This window comes from Nocardia sp. CC201C, assembly GCF_030010695.1.
In the GTDB taxonomy this organism is placed as follows: Bacteria; Actinomycetota; Actinomycetes; order Mycobacteriales; family Mycobacteriaceae; genus Nocardia; species Nocardia otitidiscaviarum.
Map to the genome: position 1 here is coordinate 1 of NZ_JASCXP010000120.1, position 17,546 is coordinate 17,546.

Genomic DNA, 17,546 nt, shown 5'->3' on the forward strand with positions numbered 1-17,546 from the left:
CGATGTGCTGGATTCGGCGACCGTGGAGATCGCGGGCCGCCTGCAACGCGAGCATGCCCTGGTGGCCGACGTCTCCCATCAGCTGCGCAGCCGCCTGACCGCGGTGCGCCTGCGTCTGGACGAGCTGTCGGAGTACTCGGATCCGGATGTGGTGCACGAGGCCGAGGAGGCGATGGCGCAGGTGGATCGCCTCACCGACGCCATCGACGATCTGGTGCGCGCCTCCCGGGACGAGGGCGCGGCCGAGCGCGATCCGGTGCCGGTGATCGACGAACTGCGCGGAGTGGTGTCGGAATGGCGGCATCCGTTCGCGGAGGCGGGTCGCAAACTGGTGCTGGCGGGCGATCCGACGCTGCGCGCGCCCATCACCGGTTCCCGGTTACGGGAGGCGGTGGCGGTGCTGGTCGACAATGCCCTCATGCACGGCGGCGGCACCTGCACGGTGTCGGTGCGCACGGTGACGGGCGGGCGGGACCGGGAGCCACTGGTGTGCGTGGAGGTGGCCGACGAGGGCCACGGGGTGCGCGACGAGCTCGCCCCGCACATCTTCGACCGCGGGTTCTCGGCGGGTGGTTCCACGGGTGTGGGGCTGGCGCTGGCGCGCGCCCTCATCGAGGCCGACGGCGGCCGGCTGGAGTTGCAGCGTCGCCGCCCGGCGTTGTTCGCGGTCTTCCTGGGCGCGCCCGCCGCGAATCGCGTCCAGGGCGAGGTGGTCGCCGAACCGCGGTAGCGGCTAGCTGTGGCCGAGCTGTTCCTCGCCGAGCAGATCCTCGAGTTCCGCTTCGATCTGGCGCATCTCGTCGGGGAAGACCCAGCGCCGCATGGCCCAGAATCGGAACATCATCTGCAGGATATTGCCGATGATGAAGGCGCTGATGAAGTCGGTGATGTTCTCGGCGGTGAGGCTGATATTCGGCACCTGCAGGTGCAGCATGTACCGCGAGATCCACAGCGGTGTGAAGCTCAGCACCACGCCGATACCGCTGACCGCGAAGAACAGCAGGGCCTCGTGGTGTTTCTCCCGTCCGCCCCGATTCTCGAACGTCCATTCGCGATTGAGAATGTAGGAGGCGATCACCGCGATCACCCCGGAGATGATCTTGGCGGTTACCGGCTTCGGTTCCAGAATGGTCAATTTCAGGAAGTAGAAGATGCCGCTGTCGATGACGAACGTGGTGGCGCCCACGATCGCGAACTTGATCAGTTCGTGATGGCGGATCGCGAGATCCCGCAGCGGTGTGGGCAGCAGTTTTACCACGTCGTCGACAAATGACACGAGGCCGAGTCTACGTGCCCGCGATACCGGGTCGGCAACCCGCAGGCACGGGGCCCCCGGGCACCATGACAATATTGTCGAACGTGAGCGCACGTTCCTTCGATTCCTCGGCCATGCCCACGGTCACCATGATCGGTGGCGGGCAGCTGGCACGGATGACCCATCAGGCGGCGGTCGCGCTCGGGCAGCGGCTGCGCGTCCTCGCCGAACGGCCCGACGACCCGGCCGCCCAGGTGACACCCGAGGTGGTGTTGGGCACCCACACCGACCTGGCCGCGCTACGCAAGGCCGCGGTCGGCTCGCACGCGGTGACCTTCGACCACGAGCACGTGCCCACCGAGCACCTGGAGGCGCTCATCGCGGAGGGCGTGAACGTGCAGCCGCCGCCGGGCGCGCTCGTCTACGCCCAGGACAAGCTGGCCATGCGCCGCAAGCTGGCGGAGCTGGGCGTGCCGGTCCCGGCGTTCACCGCCGTGGCGTCGGCGGCCGACGCCGTCGCGTTCGGTGACGAGCACGGCTGGCCCTTCGTGCTGAAGGCGGTGCGCGGCGGCTACGACGGCCGCGGCGTGTGGATGCCCGCCGACGCCGCTGAGGCCACCCGCATCGTGGACGACCAGCTGGCGCACGGCGTCGGGCTACTGGCGGAGGCGAAGGTGGACCTGAAGCGTGAGCTGTCGGCCATGGTGGCGCGCTCGCCGTTCGGGCAGGCCGCCGTCTGGCCGGTGGTGGAGACCGTGCAGCGCAACGGCCAGTGCGCCGTGGTGATCGCGCCCGCGCCGGAGCTGCCGGAGGAGCGTGCGACCGAGGCGTCGGCGCTGGCGCTGCGGCTGGCCTCCGAACTCGGCACCACGGGCGCGATGGCGGTGGAGCTGTTCGAGACCCATGCCGGTGAGCTGCTGGTGAACGAGCTGGCCATGCGCCCGCACAACAGCGGCCACTGGAGCATGGACGGGGCGGTCACCGGCCAGTTCGAACAGCATCTGCGCGCGGTGCTGGACTATCCGCTGGGCGATACCGCGCCGCTGGCCCCGGTCACCGTGATGGCGAATATCCTCGGCGCGCCCGAAGCCCCCGCCATGTCCATGGACGAGCGGCTGCACCACCTGTTCGCCCGCATGCCGGAAGCCCGGGTGCACCTCTACGGCAAGGGTGAGCGGCCCGACCGCAAGATCGGGCACATCAATATCCTCGGCGACGATGTCGCCGCCACACGCGAGCAGGCCGAGCGCGCGGCGCACTGGATGTCGCACGCGGTATGGACCGACGGATGGGATCCGCATCATGAGTGATACCGAGCGCACCGCGCCACAGGTCGGCCTGATCATGGGCTCCGACTCCGACTGGCCGACCATGCAGGCGGCCGCGGAAGCCCTGGCGGAGTTCGGCATTCGCTTCGAGGTAGGTGTGGTGTCGGCGCACCGCACCCCGCAGCGCATGCTCGACTACGCCAGGGAGGCGGCGGGCCGCGGCATCCAGGTGATCATCGCGGGCGCGGGCGGTGCGGCGCATCTGCCCGGCATGGTCGCCTCGGCCACCCCGCTGCCCGTGATCGGCGTCCCGGTGCCGCTGAAGTACCTGGACGGCATGGACTCACTGTTGTCCATCGTGCAGATGCCCGCGGGCGTCCCGGTCGCCACGGTCTCCATCGGCGGCGCGCGCAACGCCGGCCTGCTGGCGGTCCGTATCCTCGCCGCCGCCGATCCGGACCTGCGCGTGCGCATGGAGCAGTTCCAGGCCGATCTGGAGAAGCTCGTGCTGGAGAAGGACGACGCCCTGCGCACCCGGTTGCTGGGATGAGCGCGGTGGCCACCACACCGCGAACTCCGGTCCGCGACAGCTGAGTTCGAGACCGCATGGGTGAATCCAGGGGTACGCCCGAGCGTGGCGAAGGCACCGCGGCGCGGGTTCGCGACGCGACCGCCGGTGCGGCGAAGGCACGCGGCGGCGGGGGAGCCATCGCGACCGCGCGGCGGTTGACCGTGGTCGATCAGGCGTTGCGGTTGTTCGCCGAGAAGGGGTACGAGGCGACGACGGTCGATGAGATCGCGGAGGCGGCGGGGATCTCCCGGCGCACCTTCTTCCGGCAGTTCCGGGCCAAGGAGGATGTGGTCTTCGCCGATCACGAATCGCAGTTGGCGCAGGCGCGGGAATTCCTGGACGGGTGGGACGGCGATCCGTGGGCGGGCGTGCTCGCGGCGGTCGTCGGGGTGTTCGAGCGGTTCACGCAGTGGCGGGAGCTGGCGGCGCGGCGGTATCGCGTGGTGCGGCAGGTGCCCGCGCTGCGGGAGCGCGAGATCGTGACGGTGTTCCGGTACGAGCGGCTGTTCACCGACTATCTGCGCGAGCGCCTGCGCGGGGAGTCGGATCTGGCGCTGGTGCAGTTCACGGCGGCGGTGACGGCGACGCACAACTATCTGCTGCGCCGGATGGTGCGCGGCGAGTCCGACGCGAGCCCGGCCGATCTGCGGGCGGCACTCGATGCCATACCCCGGGGTCGTGCCGAACACGGGGATGAATCCGACCAGTTGGTCGTAGCGGTCTTTCCGCGCGCCATGTCGCCCCGGCAGGTCGCCGATCTGCTGGCCCGTCGCCTGGATACCCTGGACTGACGCGCACGTGTCGAATCTGACACTGCGTGCCACCGCCTGATGGGGTAGTAACCGCATGTGGCCGCGATTTGGCGGCGTATACTCGGCGACGGTTGGCACTGAGTGCCGAGATGCTGGAGATGGCGCTGGCGAGCAGCGGCGATCCGAAACCACGAACCAGGAGTGAACTCATGGCGGGCAACCCCGACTTCAATCTGTTCCAGCTCGAGGACTTCCATCACGAGCTGCGCGAGGCCATTCGCGGTCTGTCCGAGAAGGAGATCGCGCCCTACGCCAAGGACGTCGACGGCAACTCCCGGTTCCCGGAGGAGGCGCTGACCGCCCTCAACGCCGCCGGTTTCAACGCCGTGCACGTGCCCGAGGCCTACGGCGGCCAGGGTGCCGACTCCGTCGCCACCTGCATCGTGATCGAAGAGGTCGCCCGCGTCTGCGGATCCTCCTCGCTCATCCCGGCCGTGAACAAGCTCGGCACCATGGGCCTGATCCTCAACGGCTCCGAGGAACTCAAGCAGCAGGTGCTCGCCGACATCGTGGCCGGCAAGATGGCCTCCTACGCCCTGTCCGAGCGGGAGGCCGGTTCCGACGCCGCCTCCATGCGCACCCGCGCCCGCCAGGACGGCGACGGCTGGATCATCAACGGCTCCAAGTGCTGGATCACCAATGGCGGCAAGTCCGACTGGTACACCGTCATGGCCGTGACCGACCCGGACAAGGGCGCCAACGGCATCTCGGCGTTCATGGTCCACTCCGACGACGAGGGCTTCGTGGTGGGTCCGCTGGAGCACAAGCTGGGCATCAAGGGCTCCCCGACCGCCGAGCTGTACTTCGAGAACTGCAAGGTTCCCGGCGACCGCATCATCGGCGAGCCCGGCACCGGCTTCAAGACCGCGCTGCAGACCCTGGACCACACCCGCCCCACCATCGGCGCGCAGGCCGTCGGCCTCGCTCAGGGCGCGCTGGACGCGGCCATCGCCTACACCAAGGACCGCAAGCAGTTCGGCAAGGCCATCGCCGACTTCCAGAACACCCAGTTCATGCTGGCCGATATGGCCATGAAGGTGGAGGCCGCCCGCCTCATGGTCTACACCTCCGCCGCCCGCGCCGAGCGCGGCGAGCAGAACCTCGGCTTCATCTCCGCGGCCGCCAAGTGCTTCGCCTCGGATGTGGCCATGGAGGTCACCACCAATGCCGTGCAGCTCTTCGGCGGTGCGGGCTACACCACCGACTTCCCGGTGGAGCGCATGATGCGTGACGCCAAGATTACTCAGATCTACGAGGGCACCAACCAGATTCAGCGCCTGGTCATGTCGCGCGCCATTCTGCGCTGAGCGGACCGCGCGGGATTTCGCACGCGCGGCTGAGAATCCGCGCGTGCAGCTGAAATCTCTTGTGTAGCCATGGGATAACTCCGGTGGCCGACTCGCCGCTGGACTGCGGGGTGGGCGGTTAGCCGGAGTTTTCCTTTTTATCCTTCGGGTGGCGGGGCTCGATTTCAGGGCTGTCCAGGCCGGGGTGAGGGGAGCAGTATGGTTTCATGGCCGGCGTCGAAATCAACGACAGGTTCGTCCGGCGCACGTTGGACAACGGGCGAGTGGAAGAGGTTTCGTGGACGGAACTGTCGGAGGTACGAATCATCACCACGGCGGACGGACCGTTCGCCGAGGACGTGTTCTTCGTGCTGATCAGTGCGTCCGGAAAAGGCTGCGTGGTACCGCATTCGGCGGCTGACACCGCATTCCTCGCCCGCCTGCAGGCACTACCCGGCTTCGACAACGAGAAGGTCATCGAGGCCATGGTCAGCACCACCGACCGGCAATTCCTGGTCTGGCGACGCGCGGCGTCCCGCCGCCACCGGCATTGACCTAGGCCACCAGATCCGCGTACTCCGGGTTCTCGGCGATGAACTTCTCCACGTACCAGCAGGTCGGAATAATGGTGAATCCCGCCTCGCGGGAATCGCGCAGCGCGAATTCCACCACCTGCGCGGCCACCTTGCGTCCCCGGAATTCCGGGAAGGTCAGCGTGTGCTGGAAATCGCGGACCCGCACGTCCCCGTCCACGCGTTCGGCGTAGTCGGCGTAACCCGCGAGAGTGTCGTCGAGGTAGATCTCGTAGCGGGTGGCCGCGACATTGTGTTCGAGCCTGGTGGTCATGTTCGAGTGAACTCCCTTGTGACGAGGATTGTTCCGATGGGCCGGAACGGACTAGAGCACGGCCCCGGGGTTGAGGATGCCGTGCGGGTCGAGGGCGTGTTTGATGCGGCGGGTCAGGTCCATGACCTCGGGGCCTACCTGGTCGGGTAGCCAGGCCTTCTTGAGGCGGCCGACGCCGTGTTCGCCGGTGATGGTGCCGCCGAGGGCGATGGCGAGGTCCATGATCTCTCCGAAGGCCTGGTGAGCGCGTTCGGTTTCGTCGGGGTTGTTCGGGTCGTGCACGATGAGGGGGTGGGTGTTGCCGTCGCCGGCGTGGGCGATGACCGAGACCAGCACCTGACGGCGGGCGGCGATATCGGCGATACCCGTGACGAGGTCGCCCAAACGCGGCAGCGGGACGCCGACGTCCTCGAGCAGCAGCGGGCCTTTGCGTTCCACGGCGGGGATGGCGAAGCGGCGTGCCGCGCAGAAGGCTTCGCCCTCATCGGGGTCGTCGGTGCGGAACGCCTCGGTGGCTCCGGCCTGTTCGCAGGCGGTGAGCATGAGGTCGGCTTCGTGTCCGGCGTGTTCACCGGGGGCGTCGGAGCGGGCGACCAGCAGCCCGGCGGCGGTGCGGTCCAGGCCCATGCGGAGTTCGTCCTCGACGGCGTTGACGGCGACGGAGTCCATGAACTCGAGCATGGAGGGCCGTAGCGCGCCGGTGATGGCGAGGATGGCCTCGGTGGCGGCGGTGAGCGTGGGGAAGGTGGCCACCACGGTGGACTGCGGCGGTTGGGCGGGCAGCAGCCGCAGGGTGAGTTCGGTGATGATGCCGAGGGTGCCCTCGCTGCCGACGAACAGCTTCGTCAGCGACAGTCCGGCGGAGTCCTTCAATCGGGGTCCGCCCAGGCGCACCGTGGTGCCGTCGGCGAGGACGACTTCCATGCCGAGGATGTAGTCGGTGGTGACGCCGTATTTCACACAGCACAGGCCCCCGGCGTTGGTGGCGGCATTGCCGCCGATGGAGCAGATCTCGAACGAGGACGGGTCGGGTGGATACCACAGGCCGTGGTCGGCGGCGGCGCGTTTGACCTCGGCGTTGAGCAGTCCGGGTTGGGTCACGGCGGTGCGGGTGACGGTGTCGACGGTGATGGCCCGCATACGTTCGGTGCTCAGCAGCAGCGCGCCGTGCTGTGCGGTGGCTCCGCCGGAGAGTCCGGTGCCCGCGCCGCGCGGCACCACCGGCACCCGGTGTTCATGCGCCCAGCCCATGACCGTGGCCACCTGTGCGGTCTCGGTGGGTCGGATGAGGGCCAGGGCGATTCCGGCGTCGGGGTCCAGGGCCCGGTCCTGGCGGTAGCCGCCCAGGACGTCGGGATCGGTGACCACCATGCCGTCGGGCAGCAGAGCGCGAAGCGAGTCGAGATCGGGGGCAGAGCTGTGCGGGTCCACAGTGGAGAAACTACGTGGCGAGCGCGCGGAAGTGGGGAACCGGTCCCATGTCCATGCTCCTCGTCCGGCCGGTGGCGCGGGCGCAGTACACTGCGGGCCGTGTCCGATCCCAAGCTCGAAATCCAAATGCTGCACGACCGCGTCATGGTCAAGATCAATCAGGACGCGGGGGAGCGGCGCAGCAGCGGGGGCATTCTGATCCCGGCGACCGCGCAGGTCGCCAAGCGGCTGTCCTGGGGCGAGGTGTGCGGCGTGGGTTCGCACGTGCGCGCGGTGAGCGTCGGCGACCGGGTGCTCTTCGGGGCCGAGGATCAGTACGAGGTGGAGATCCAGGGGCAGGCGTACTACGTGCTGCGGGAACGGGACCTGCATGCCGTGGCGAACGAGCGCCCGGAGCACGGCACCGGTCTATACCTCTAGCCGCGGGTACCGCCAGCCCACTTACGTTTCCTCCGCTTGCGTCCGATTCGCCGCATTCTCGGCAACTGTTAACCAAACATTTGCCATTGTGCGGGCGCGGGCGATTGCTCCGGTCATCGGCGTCGGCCAGCATCCGATCCCATGTCGCGCACACGCCTGAACCCGGCCGGAGATATCCCCGATACCGGCATTCCCGAGCCGCTCGCCGCCACCATGACCATGGCCGAGCAGCACGAGTGGCATCGGAGCTATCTGCGACGGCACGCGGTCTCGCGGCGCAACTTCCTGCGCGGGTCGGCGGCGGCCGCCGCGGTGGCGGCCGTGGGCGCGTCACCGTTCGGGGCGCGCGCCTACGCGGAGGAAGCGCGGCTGGGGGTGGGCGGCCTGCACGTCGGCTACGGCGCGGACGCGGCCAGCCAACTGCGGTTCGCCGCGCAGCTGTCCCGGAATCCGCACGGGGCCAAGGTGTTTCTCGACCACGGGAGCACACCCGCGCTGGGGTCGAGCGCCGAGGCCGAGGTGCGCAACCTGGTCACCCAGATCCCGAGCAGCGACGGGGGCGTGCTGGCGGCCGAGCAGTTCTACGTGCACGCGCCCGTGGACGGACTGCCGGGCCGGATGCCGCACTTCTACCGCTGGCGCACCTCGGACGGTTTCGTCGGCGACATCCGCTCGGCCGCCACCGCCATGCCCACGGCCCGAGAAGCGGTGCTGCCCTTCCGCTTCACCATGATGGGCGACCAGGGTTCGGACGAGACGCCCTCGCGGCCAGCGGGTCTCGCACCCGGTGACTACGACGACATGTACTACCAGGCGGACAACGACCCGACGGTGCGGCACGCGGACAATATCGTGCGCCAGATCGCCGCCGCCCGACCGGATTTCCACGTGCTCGCCGGGGACATCGCCTACGCCGACCCCTCGGGCGCGGGCAAGCGGGCGCAGTTCGTGCCGTCGGGCGGCAAGCCCGCCAGCGGATTCGACAGGTTCAACCCGTACGTGTGGGACGTGTACCTGGGCGCCATCGAGGCCAGCGCGGCGACCACGCCGTGGATGTTCGCCACCGGCAACCACGACATGGAGGCCGCCTACGACACCCACGGCTACGGCGGACACCTTGCGCGCCTGGACTTCCCGGGCAACGGTCCGGCCGGATGCCCCTCGGCGTACTCGTTCACCTACGGCAATGTGGCGGTGCTGTCGCTGGACGCCAATGACATCTCCTACGAGATCAAGGCCAATACCGGCTACTCCGGCGGCACGCAGACCGGATGGGTGCAGCGCACTCTCGCGTCCTATCGTGCCGACCGGAACATCGACTTCATCGTCTGCTTCTTCCACCACTGCGCCTACTCCACCACCGAGGCGCACGCCAGCGACGGCGGCGTCCGCGACGCCTGGTGCGCCCTGTTCGACCGCTACCAGGTCGATCTGGTGCTCCAAGGCCACAATCACGTCTTCGAGCGCACCGACCCCATCCGCGGCGGCGCGGCTACCCGGGTGGCCGCCGACCACGACATCGTCTATCCGGAGACCGACGGCACCGTCTACTACACCGTCGGCGGCGGCGGGCGGCCCCGCTACGAATTCCAGCCCGGCTCCCGGGAGTCCTACCGCGGCAACGAACTTCCCGACACCGCGGTGCCGAACAGCTACGTCTGGACGGCGGACGGCGGCACACGCGACGAAGCGGCCCCGTGGTCCCGGGTCCGCTTCCGCAACTACTCCTTCATCCGAGTGGACGTGCGTCCCGGCTTCTTCGCCAGCGAGATGGACGTGGTCGCCGTCGACGAATACGGCCGCGAATTCGACAAGCTCACCTACCGCCGCCAGGTCCGGCCCTGACGCCGGAAGGCCCGCATCCCACTGGGATACGGGCCTTCCGAGCCTGCGTCGTGTCGAACTGCCGCGCCGTGCCGAACTAGAGCGCCTTCAGCTCCTCGGTGACCGCACCGACGGACTTCTTGGCGTCGCCGAACAGCATGGAGGTGTGGTCGGCGTAGAACAGCGGGTTGTCGATACCGGCGAAGCCGGAGTTCATCGAGCGCTTGAGCACGATGACGCTCTTGGCTTTGTCGACGTCGAGCACCGGCATGCCGTAGATCGGCGAGGACGAGTCCTCGCGGGCGGCCGGGTTGGTGACGTCGTTCGCGCCGATGACCAGGGCGACGTCGGTGCGGCCGAATTCGCCGTTGATGTCGTCCATTTCCTTCATGGCGTCGTAGGACACCTCGGCCTCGGCCAGCAGCACGTTCATATGGCCGGGCATGCGACCGGCGACCGGGTGGATGGCGTACTTGACCTCGACGCCCTTGGCCTCGAGCAGGGCCGCCATCTCCTTGACCGCGTGCTGGGCCTGGGCCACGGCCATACCGTAGCCGGGTACCACGATGACCTGGTTGGCGTAGGCCATCTGGATGGCGGCGTCGGCGGCGCTGGTGGCCTTGGCCGTCTTGGCCTCGCCGCCCGAGCCCGCACCGGGAGCCGTTCCGCCACCGCCGAATCCGCCCGCGACGATGGCGGGGATGGACCGGTTCATGGCCTTGGCCATGAGGTTGGTGAGAATGGTGCCGGACGCGCCGACGATCATGCCCGCCACGATCATGGCGGTGTTGTTGAGCGCCAGACCCGCGGCGGCGGCCGACAGCCCGGTCAAGGCGTTGAGCAGCGAGATGACCACGGGCATGTCCGCGCCGCCGATGGGCAGCACCACCATGAGGCCGAGCACGCCCGCCAGCACCAGCACCGCGACCATCCACCAGCCCGACGCGCCGCCGTCGGCGGCGGAGATGCCGATGACGACCGCGGCCACGATGGATCCAGCCAGCAGCAGCAGGTTCAGCGGCTGCTGTAGTCGGCCGATGCCGATCGGCTTGCCGGGCAGGATCTCCTGCAGCTTGCCGAAGGCGATCAGCGAACCCCAGAACGACACCGAACCGATGATGGCCGCGAACAGTGAGCCGATCACGATGTGCACGGTCGGTTCCTCACCGTGCTGGAAGTTCGAGAAGCCGCTGGTATCCAGGAATTCCGCCCAGGCGATGAGGGCGACAGTGCCGCCGCCGACGCCGTTGAACGCGGCGACGAGCTGCGGCATCTCGGTCATCTTGGTGAACTTGGCCGGGGGCACGCCCAGTACCACGCCGACGATCAGACCGGCGGCGATGATGATCCAGTTGCCGGTGTCGCGCACCGCGATCAGGGTGGCGACCACGGCGATAGCCATACCGGCCGCGGCGATCCAGTTGCCGCGTACCGCCGTCTTCGGGCCGGTCAGGCCCATCAGGCCGTAGATGAACAGCGAGAAGGCGATGATGTAGAGAATATTGACCAGATTGTCCATGGCTTACTTACCCGCCTTCGCAGACTCGCCGGACGCGGCGGGCTTCTTGCCCTTGAACATGCCGAGCATGCGGTCGGTCACCACGAAACCGCCGATGACGTTCAGGGTTCCGAAGACCACGGCGACGAACAGGATGATCTGCATCCCGATCGAGGGATCCTCCACCTTGCCCAGCACCACCAGGGCGCCCAGCACCACGATGCCGTGAATGGCATTGGTGCCGGACATGAGCGGGGTGTGCAGGGTGTTGGGCACCTTGGAGATGACCGCGAAGCCCACGAATCCGGACAGTACGAGAATGGCGATATTCGCCAGGAGTTCGGTGTACATCAGGCATCGACCTCACGCGTGACGCAGGAATCCGCCAGCACCTGATCCTCGAAATCCGGTTGCAGCGCACCGTCTTTCAGCATGAGTTCCAGGAGGGCGGAGATGTTCTTCGAGTACAGCTCGCTGGCGTGCTCGGGCATGGTGGCGGGCAGGTTCAGCGGCGAGCAGATGGTGACGTCGTGGCGGACCACGGTCTTGCCGGGTTCGGTCAGCTCGCAGTTGCCGCCGGTCTCACCGGCCAGGTCCACGATCACGCTGCCCGGCTTCATGCCCTCCACGGCGGCGGCGGTGACCAGGCGCGGGGCGGGACGGCCCGGCACCAGCGCGGTGGTGATCACCACGTCGAAGCCCTTGATGGCGTCCTCGAGGGCCTGCTGTTGCTGGGCCTTCTCCTCGTCGGTGAGCTCGCGGGCGTACCCGCCCTCACCGGCGGCGTCGATGCCCAGGTCCAGCCACTGCGAGCCGACCGAACGCACCTGATCGGCGACCTCGGGCCGCACGTCGTAACCGGTGGTGCGCCCACCCAGGCGCTTGGCGGTGGCCAGCGCCTGCAGCCCGGCCACGCCGACGCCGAGCACCAGCACGGTCGCGGGCTTCACGGTGCCCGCGGCGGTGGTCAGCATGGGGAAGAAGCGGGTGGATTCCGACGCGGCCAGCAGCACGGCCTTGTATCCGGCCACATTCGCCTGCGAGGACAGCGCGTCCATGACCTGGGCGCGCGAGATCCGCGGAATGGCCTCCACCGCGAACGCCTGCACGCCGGCGGCCTTCAGCGCGCCGATCTTGTTGTCGGCGTTGCGCGGGGCCAGGAAGCCGATCAGGGTCTGACCGGACGACAGCTTGGCGATCTCGGCGTCATTGGGCGGCGCGACCTTGACGATCACGTCGGCATTCCACGGATCGCCGATGGTCGCGCCCGCGTCGGTATACAGTTCGTCGGGAATGAGCGCGCCCAGCCCGGCGCCGGACTCGACGATCACCTCCACACCCTGCTTCAGCAGTGACGGAATGATCTTCGGCACCAATGCGACGCGTCGTTCGTCCGTGTTCGTCTCGCGAACCACGCCGACGCGCGCACCGCGGGGCGCATCGTGCTGTGCGCTCTGCGTTGTGTCCACTTGTCAAACTTCCTTCTCGTGGTGAGGCCGGACCGCCTGCGAACTTACTGCGCAGTAAGTTCTAGACAATTCTCGCAACCATACCCGGCTCGCGGTGAGCTTAGTGGAGATGGCTGTCACAGTGTGGGGTGAGCGGTGACCAGCGGCAAGTACGTACCTGCCAGGCAGGTTGCTTACTTTCGGGTGTGCCAGCAGGTGAGCGCGCTGCGCCCGCGCCCGGGGGTGTCGCGGCTCACTCTTACGCCGTAATCTCAGCGGGGTGAGTGGCTGCATCTTTTGCCGGATCGTGGCGGGCACCGCACCCGCCACCAAGATCCACGAGGACGACACCCTGCTGGCGTTCCTCGACATCCGGCCCATCACGCGGGGGCATACGCTCGTCATCCCGAAATGGCACTCCGGCGACCTCGACACGCTCGACCCGGCCCTCGGCGCGCGACTGTTCGCCTTCGGTCATCGGCTCGCCAAGGCCATGCGGCGCAGCGATCTCCGGGTGGACGGTGCGAACCTGCTGATCAACGACGGCAAGGCCGCCTTCCAGACCGTCGACCATGTGCATCTGCACGTCGTGCCCCGGCACAGCGGCGACAAACTCCGCTTCGCCACGGGCCTGCTGCTGCGGCGACCACACGACCGCGACAGCACCGCGGCCGCCATTCGCGCCGGACTGGACCGGCTCGCCGACGAGGAGAAGGAAACCAACGCATGACCGACACCGTGCCGGACCGGGAACGGATCACCGCCGATCTGTCCGATCAGTGGGACGCGCTCGCCCACCTGGTGGACGGACTCGACGAGGGCGGCTGGCGCACGGCGTCGTCGCTGCCCGGGTGGACGGTCTTCGACGTGATCGCCCACGTCATCGGGACCGAATCCATGCTGCTCGGTGAGATGCCGCCCGAGGCGGACGTGACCGGATACGAACACGTCCGCAACGAGGTGGGCGCGTTCAACGAGAAGTGGATCGAATCGCTGCGCCCCCTCTCCGGCGCGGAACTCATGGTCCGTTTCCGCGAGGTCACCGACCGCCGCCGCAAGGCCCTGGCCGCCATGGACGACGCGGCGTGGGCCGCGCCCGTGCCCTCACCGGTGGGCATGGTGCCCTACGGCCGCTTCATGCGGGTGCGGATCTTCGACTGTTGGATGCACGAACTCGATATCGCCGACGGCCTGCGGGTGACGGTGGACGAGAGCAGCCCGCGCGCGGAGTCGGTCTTCCCGGAACTCGTAGTCGGTCTCGGCCGTGCCGCGGTGAAAGGCGCGGGCGCATCCGATGGTTCGCGTATCACCTTCGAGATCGGCGGTGCCACACCGCATACCGTGCACCTCGCGGTGGACGGCGGCCGGGCGCATCAGGTCGAGGCCCTCGACGGTCCCGCCACCGTGGTCGTCGGCCTGGACTCGGGCCTGTTCGCCCGACTGCGCGGGGGTCGCACGAACGCGGCGGCGCACGCCGACGAGATCGCGCTCAGCGGTGACACCGACCTCGGCGACCGCCTGGTGCGCAGCCTGGCGTTCACCATCTGATTCCGTGCGCCTGTTCCTGTCCAGCTACCGCTTCGGGGCGCACTACGATCGGCTGCTCGAGCTGGTCGGCGCGCCGGGGCGGGTGGCGGTGATAGCCAATGCCTGCGATGCCTGGCCCTCGGCGTGGGCCAGCGCGGTGACCAGTGATCTGGTTCCGCTGCGCCGCTCGGGATTCGAGCCCGAGGTGGTGGACCTGCGCGACTACGTGGGCCGCGCCGCGGACCTGGAGGAGACCCTCACCGGATTTCCGATGGTGTGGGTGCGCGGCGGCAACACCTTCGTGCTGCGCGCCCAATTCGCCCGCAGCGGAGCCGATCTCGCGCTCCGGCGGCTGCTCGACGCGGACGCGCTCGTCTATGCCGGTTACAGCGCGGGCGCGTGCGTCATGACCCCGGATCTGCACGGCCTGGAAGCCATGGACGATCCGGACGAGGTGCGCACGGCCTGCGGCGGCGATGTGCTGTGGGACGGACTGGGTCTGGTCGATCACCGCATCGTCCCGCATCTGGATTCCCCCACCGATCCCGAGGGGCTGAGCCGGAAACTGTCCCAGGAGTACCGGATCGGCGGCGTCGCGCACTGGGCGCTCACCGACGACGACGCGGTGATCGTCGACGGCGAGCGGCTCGAGGTGCTCGGTGCGGTCTAATCGCCCCGGTGGCGCAGGCCGTGGCCGACCGCGACGGCCGCGGCGAGGAACGCGCCGACGGCCAGGATGGCGAAGCTCGCCACATAGGCGTCCAGCGTCGGCACCCGGGTACCCGCGATGACGTGCGCCGACAGAATGGACGCGGTGACCGCACCCGCGATACTGCCGCCCGCCGTGCGCACCAGCGAGTTGATGCCGCTGGCGATCCCGCTCTCGCTCATCGGCACGTGCCGCACCGCGAGTGTGCCGAGTGCCGCGTAGCCGATGCCGAATCCGGTGCCCTGCAAGATATTCGAGATCACCATGTGATAGCCGTGATCGTGGAACACCGCCAGCCAGGCCATGGACAGCCCCGCGAAGGTCGCGCCGATGGCCAGCGTGTAGGCGGGTCCGATGTGGGCGGCGATGCGGCCGGTGCGGAAGGAGAAGAAGGTCATCAGCACCGCGCTCGGAATGCCGTAGAGGCCGACCGCCAGCACCGAACCGGACAGGCCGTAGCCGACCTGATCGGCCGGGGTCTGGATGAAATTCGAGATGAGCGTGAACGATCCGAACAAGGCGAATCCGAGCAGCGCCGACGCGAGGTTCGCCGACAGCGACTGCGGGCCGACCAGCAGTTGCAACCGGACCAGCGGCTGTTTCACCTTCAGTTCCACCAGCACCCAGATCACGGTCAGCGCCGTGGCGGCGGCGAACAGCGCCAGCACCGATCCGGAGGTCCAACCCCAGCGTGGCCCCTGGCTGATGCCCAATAGCAGGCTCACCAGTAGTCCGGCCAGCAGGGCGGCACCGAGGAAATCAGGTTTGCCGCCGTGGCGCACGCCGTTGTTCTCGGCGCTGATCTGGATCAGCACCGTGGCGGCCACGCCGAGGGCGGCGGTCAGCCAGAACACCGGGTGCGGATCGGTGGTGTGGTCGGCGATCACGCCGGTGACCAGCAGGCCGACCGTGCCGCCGATGCCCATGGTGCCGCTGACGATGCCGATCGCGCCGACCAGCCGTTCGCGCGGGAAGGTGTCGCGAATGATGCCGATGGCCAGCGGGATCATGGCCGCCGAGGTGCCCTGGAGGGCGCGGCCCGCGATGTAGACGCCCAGCGTCTCGGCCAGCGCGCACACCACCGAGCCGATGATGAGCAGGCCCATGGCGACCATGACCATGCGCTTCTTGCCGAACATGTCGCCGAAGCGGGACAGCAGGGGCGTGGCGACCGCGCCGGTGAGCAGGGCCGCGGTGAACAGCCAGGTGACGCCGGAGACGTCGGTGTGCAGCTGGCCGATCATGCGCGGCAGCAGCGGAATCACCACGGTCTGCTGGATCGAGACCACCAGCCCGGCGGCGCACAGGGCGAGCAGCGTCATGCCGAGGTGTGCCTTGGGACCGTTGTGGGTGGCGGTATCGGCCACAGCGGTGGAAGTCATGGGCGTCCTTGTGTATTACTTACCAAAATTAAGTAATTAGGTTTCGTAGGATAACCGCATGCCTCCCCCGAAGGCCACCTCCGCATCCGATCCCACGGCGACGGTCGGCGCGGCATCCGACGTCGTGGCGCACATCGTCGAACTGGAACGGGCCATGTCCCGGCTCGCGTACCTGCTCACCCGGGCCCGGCGGCACGACCGTGCCGTCACCGCCTCCGGTATCACCGTGGACCGGGCGAGTGTGCCGCTACTGCGCATCCTCGCCGATGCCGACGCGCCGCTGCGCCTGGGGGAGCTTGCCGTTCGGCTCGATGTGGAGGCCCCGCATGTGACCCGGCAGGTGCAGCGGTTGGAGAAGAACGGGTTCGTGGGCCGGGTCGCCGATCCGGGCGATCGCCGGGCCCAGTTGGTCCGGCTCACGGATTCCGGCCGCGCCGCCGTGGACGCCATCCGCACCGTGCAGCGCCGCTGGATGCGAGAAGCCCTGGCGGACTGGAGTTCCGAGGATCTGCGTACCCTCGCCACCCTCAACCACCGCATGCTCGACGACTTCGCCGAGCACACGCGCTGCCTGGAGGAATCCGGAATCGCCTGAGCGTCACTCCGTTTCGGCGGCCGACCGCAGCGGCGCGGGCGGCCGGTCGGCGGGTGTAGCCACGATGCGGGCGAACCAGGCGCACACCAGCATGGCGGCCAGGGGGAACAGCATGGCGGTGGTGAGCGGGACGAGTTCGGTGAGCCAGCCGATGATCACCGGCCCGGCCAGCAGACCCAGATAGCCGATGCCGAAGACGCGGGACATATCGGTCGCCGCCGTCCTGGAGCCGAGATTGCCCGCCGCCGTGAACACCTGCGGCACCCCACCGGAGAGCCCGATCCCGCACAGCGCCCAGCCCAGCACGGTCGGCACCGTCCACGGCGACACCACGACCAGCAGGTATCCCGCCGCCGCCAGCAGCGACCCCCACCGCACCACGGCCACCGGCCCGAACCGCCCGCTGACCCGATCGGCGCACAGCCGCCCCACCGTCATGGCGACCGAGAAGGCCGCGAACGCCAGCGCCGCCGTCCCCGCCTCGACCCCGAGCCGCTCGCTCATCTGCAAGGCGCTCCAGTCACCGACCACCCCCTCCGCCATCAGCATGGCGAACGCCACCGCCGCCAGGGCCACCACCTTCCGCACGGTGGACGCCGCCGACGTGGACGGGCCGTGCTGGACGAAGCTCAACTCCGCCCGCACTTCGGCCTCGCTCGGGGTCGGCCCCTGCG

20 protein-coding genes are annotated in these 17,546 nt (G+C 68.7%); 12 read left to right on the forward strand and 8 right to left on the reverse strand.

Annotated elements, in window-relative coordinates:
* On the forward strand, positions 1–730 hold a 730-nt coding region (locus tag QK444_RS14960), incomplete at its 5' end, for a HAMP domain-containing sensor histidine kinase (RefSeq protein WP_282780763.1).
* A gap of 3 nt (positions 731–733) precedes the next feature.
* Here QK444_RS14960 and QK444_RS14965 read toward each other — a convergent pair.
* Positions 734–1,276, reverse strand: coding sequence for a GtrA family protein (locus QK444_RS14965; protein WP_282780765.1), 543 nt, complete (start codon positions 1,274–1,276; stop codon positions 734–736).
* A 65-nt stretch (positions 1,277–1,341) separates the two neighbouring features.
* Between QK444_RS14965 and QK444_RS14970 the strand changes: the two genes are divergently transcribed.
* The 5 genes from QK444_RS14970 (at position 1,342) to QK444_RS14990 (ending at position 5,746) form a co-directional block, all read left to right on the forward strand.
* Positions 1,342–2,565 carry a 5-(carboxyamino)imidazole ribonucleotide synthase gene (locus QK444_RS14970; protein ID WP_282780767.1) on the forward strand — a complete coding sequence of 408 codons (1,224 nt, stop codon included), beginning with the start codon at positions 1,342–1,344 and terminating at the stop codon, positions 2,563–2,565.
* A complete protein-coding gene (gene purE, locus QK444_RS14975; RefSeq protein WP_039810491.1) occupies positions 2,558–3,073 on the forward strand; it encodes a 5-(carboxyamino)imidazole ribonucleotide mutase in 516 nt (171 codons plus the stop codon). Before QK444_RS14970 ends, purE begins: the two co-directional genes overlap by 8 nt.
* A 56-nt stretch (positions 3,074–3,129) precedes the next feature.
* Entirely contained in the window at positions 3,130–3,885 is a 756-nt protein-coding gene (locus QK444_RS14980) for a TetR family transcriptional regulator (protein WP_282780770.1), read from the forward strand.
* A gap of 170 nt (positions 3,886–4,055) precedes the next feature.
* On the forward strand, positions 4,056–5,213 hold the full coding sequence (locus tag QK444_RS14985) for an acyl-CoA dehydrogenase (protein ID WP_282780792.1): 1,158 nt from the start codon (positions 4,056–4,058) through the stop codon (positions 5,211–5,213).
* Positions 5,214–5,419: 206 nt separating this feature from the next.
* Complete coding sequence (locus tag QK444_RS14990; RefSeq protein ID WP_039810493.1) at positions 5,420–5,746, forward strand: hypothetical protein; 327 nt, start codon at positions 5,420–5,422, stop codon at positions 5,744–5,746.
* Between the two features lies 1 nt (position 5,747).
* On the opposite strand, the gene QK444_RS14995 is transcribed toward QK444_RS14990, so the two are convergent.
* Positions 5,748–6,038: a GNAT family N-acetyltransferase gene (locus QK444_RS14995; protein ID WP_029925702.1), complete on the reverse strand. Its 291-nt coding sequence runs from the start codon at positions 6,036–6,038 to the stop codon at positions 5,748–5,750.
* Between the two features lie 51 nt (positions 6,039–6,089).
* Positions 6,090–7,409, reverse strand: a complete 1,320-nt coding sequence (locus QK444_RS15000) for an FAD-linked oxidase C-terminal domain-containing protein (protein WP_282780794.1) — start codon at positions 7,407–7,409, stop codon at positions 6,090–6,092.
* A 159-nt stretch (positions 7,410–7,568) separates the two neighbouring features.
* Between QK444_RS15000 and QK444_RS15005 the strand changes: the two genes are divergently transcribed.
* Together QK444_RS15005 and QK444_RS15010 are read left to right on the forward strand one after the other, a co-directional pair.
* Positions 7,569–7,889 carry a co-chaperone GroES gene (locus tag QK444_RS15005; RefSeq protein WP_029925706.1) on the forward strand — a complete coding sequence of 107 codons (321 nt, stop codon included), beginning with the start codon at positions 7,569–7,571 and terminating at the stop codon, positions 7,887–7,889.
* A 141-nt stretch (positions 7,890–8,030) separates the two neighbouring features.
* Positions 8,031–9,734 carry a metallophosphoesterase gene (locus QK444_RS15010; protein WP_282780774.1) on the forward strand — a complete coding sequence of 568 codons (1,704 nt, stop codon included), beginning with the start codon at positions 8,031–8,033 and terminating at the stop codon, positions 9,732–9,734.
* A 76-nt stretch (positions 9,735–9,810) separates the two neighbouring features.
* Here the strand turns inward: QK444_RS15010 and QK444_RS15015 are convergent, their stop codons facing one another.
* Genes QK444_RS15015 through QK444_RS15025 form a run of 3 tightly spaced genes read right to left on the reverse strand, consistent with a single transcriptional unit; the run spans position 9,811 to position 12,680 of the window.
* Positions 9,811–11,232, reverse strand: a complete 1,422-nt coding sequence (locus QK444_RS15015; protein ID WP_282780775.1) for an NAD(P)(+) transhydrogenase (Re/Si-specific) subunit beta — start codon at positions 11,230–11,232, stop codon at positions 9,811–9,813.
* A gap of 3 nt (positions 11,233–11,235) precedes the next feature.
* Positions 11,236–11,562, reverse strand: coding sequence for an NAD(P) transhydrogenase subunit alpha (locus QK444_RS15020; protein ID WP_282780777.1), 327 nt, complete (start codon positions 11,560–11,562; stop codon positions 11,236–11,238).
* A complete protein-coding gene (locus QK444_RS15025; RefSeq protein WP_282780779.1) occupies positions 11,562–12,680 on the reverse strand; it encodes a Re/Si-specific NAD(P)(+) transhydrogenase subunit alpha in 1,119 nt (372 codons plus the stop codon). The genes QK444_RS15020 and QK444_RS15025 overlap by 1 nt, the downstream gene beginning before the upstream one ends.
* A gap of 259 nt (positions 12,681–12,939) precedes the next feature.
* Between QK444_RS15025 and QK444_RS15030 the strand changes: the two genes are divergently transcribed.
* Genes QK444_RS15030 through QK444_RS15040 form a run of 3 tightly spaced genes read left to right on the forward strand, consistent with a single transcriptional unit; the run spans position 12,940 to position 14,856 of the window.
* Positions 12,940–13,389 (forward strand): HIT family protein, encoded by a 450-nt coding sequence (locus QK444_RS15030; RefSeq protein ID WP_282780780.1) that lies wholly within the window; start codon positions 12,940–12,942, stop codon positions 13,387–13,389.
* A complete protein-coding gene (locus tag QK444_RS15035; protein ID WP_282780782.1) occupies positions 13,386–14,207 on the forward strand; it encodes a maleylpyruvate isomerase family mycothiol-dependent enzyme in 822 nt (273 codons plus the stop codon). Before QK444_RS15030 ends, QK444_RS15035 begins: the two co-directional genes overlap by 4 nt.
* A 4-nt stretch (positions 14,208–14,211) precedes the next feature.
* Complete coding sequence (locus QK444_RS15040) at positions 14,212–14,856, forward strand: Type 1 glutamine amidotransferase-like domain-containing protein (protein ID WP_282780784.1); 645 nt, start codon at positions 14,212–14,214, stop codon at positions 14,854–14,856.
* On the opposite strand, the gene QK444_RS15045 is transcribed toward QK444_RS15040, so the two are convergent.
* Positions 14,853–16,277 carry an MFS transporter gene (locus tag QK444_RS15045; RefSeq protein ID WP_282780786.1) on the reverse strand — a complete coding sequence of 475 codons (1,425 nt, stop codon included), beginning with the start codon at positions 16,275–16,277 and terminating at the stop codon, positions 14,853–14,855. The genes QK444_RS15040 and QK444_RS15045 overlap by 4 nt on opposite strands.
* A gap of 58 nt (positions 16,278–16,335) precedes the next feature.
* On the opposite strand from QK444_RS15045, the gene QK444_RS15050 reads away from it, so the two are divergent.
* A complete protein-coding gene (locus QK444_RS15050; RefSeq protein ID WP_282780788.1) occupies positions 16,336–16,872 on the forward strand; it encodes a MarR family transcriptional regulator in 537 nt (178 codons plus the stop codon).
* Between the two features lie 3 nt (positions 16,873–16,875).
* Here the strand turns inward: QK444_RS15050 and QK444_RS15055 are convergent.
* The coding region (locus QK444_RS15055; RefSeq protein WP_282780790.1) for an MFS transporter at positions 16,876–17,546 on the reverse strand (671 nt) is incomplete at its 5' end.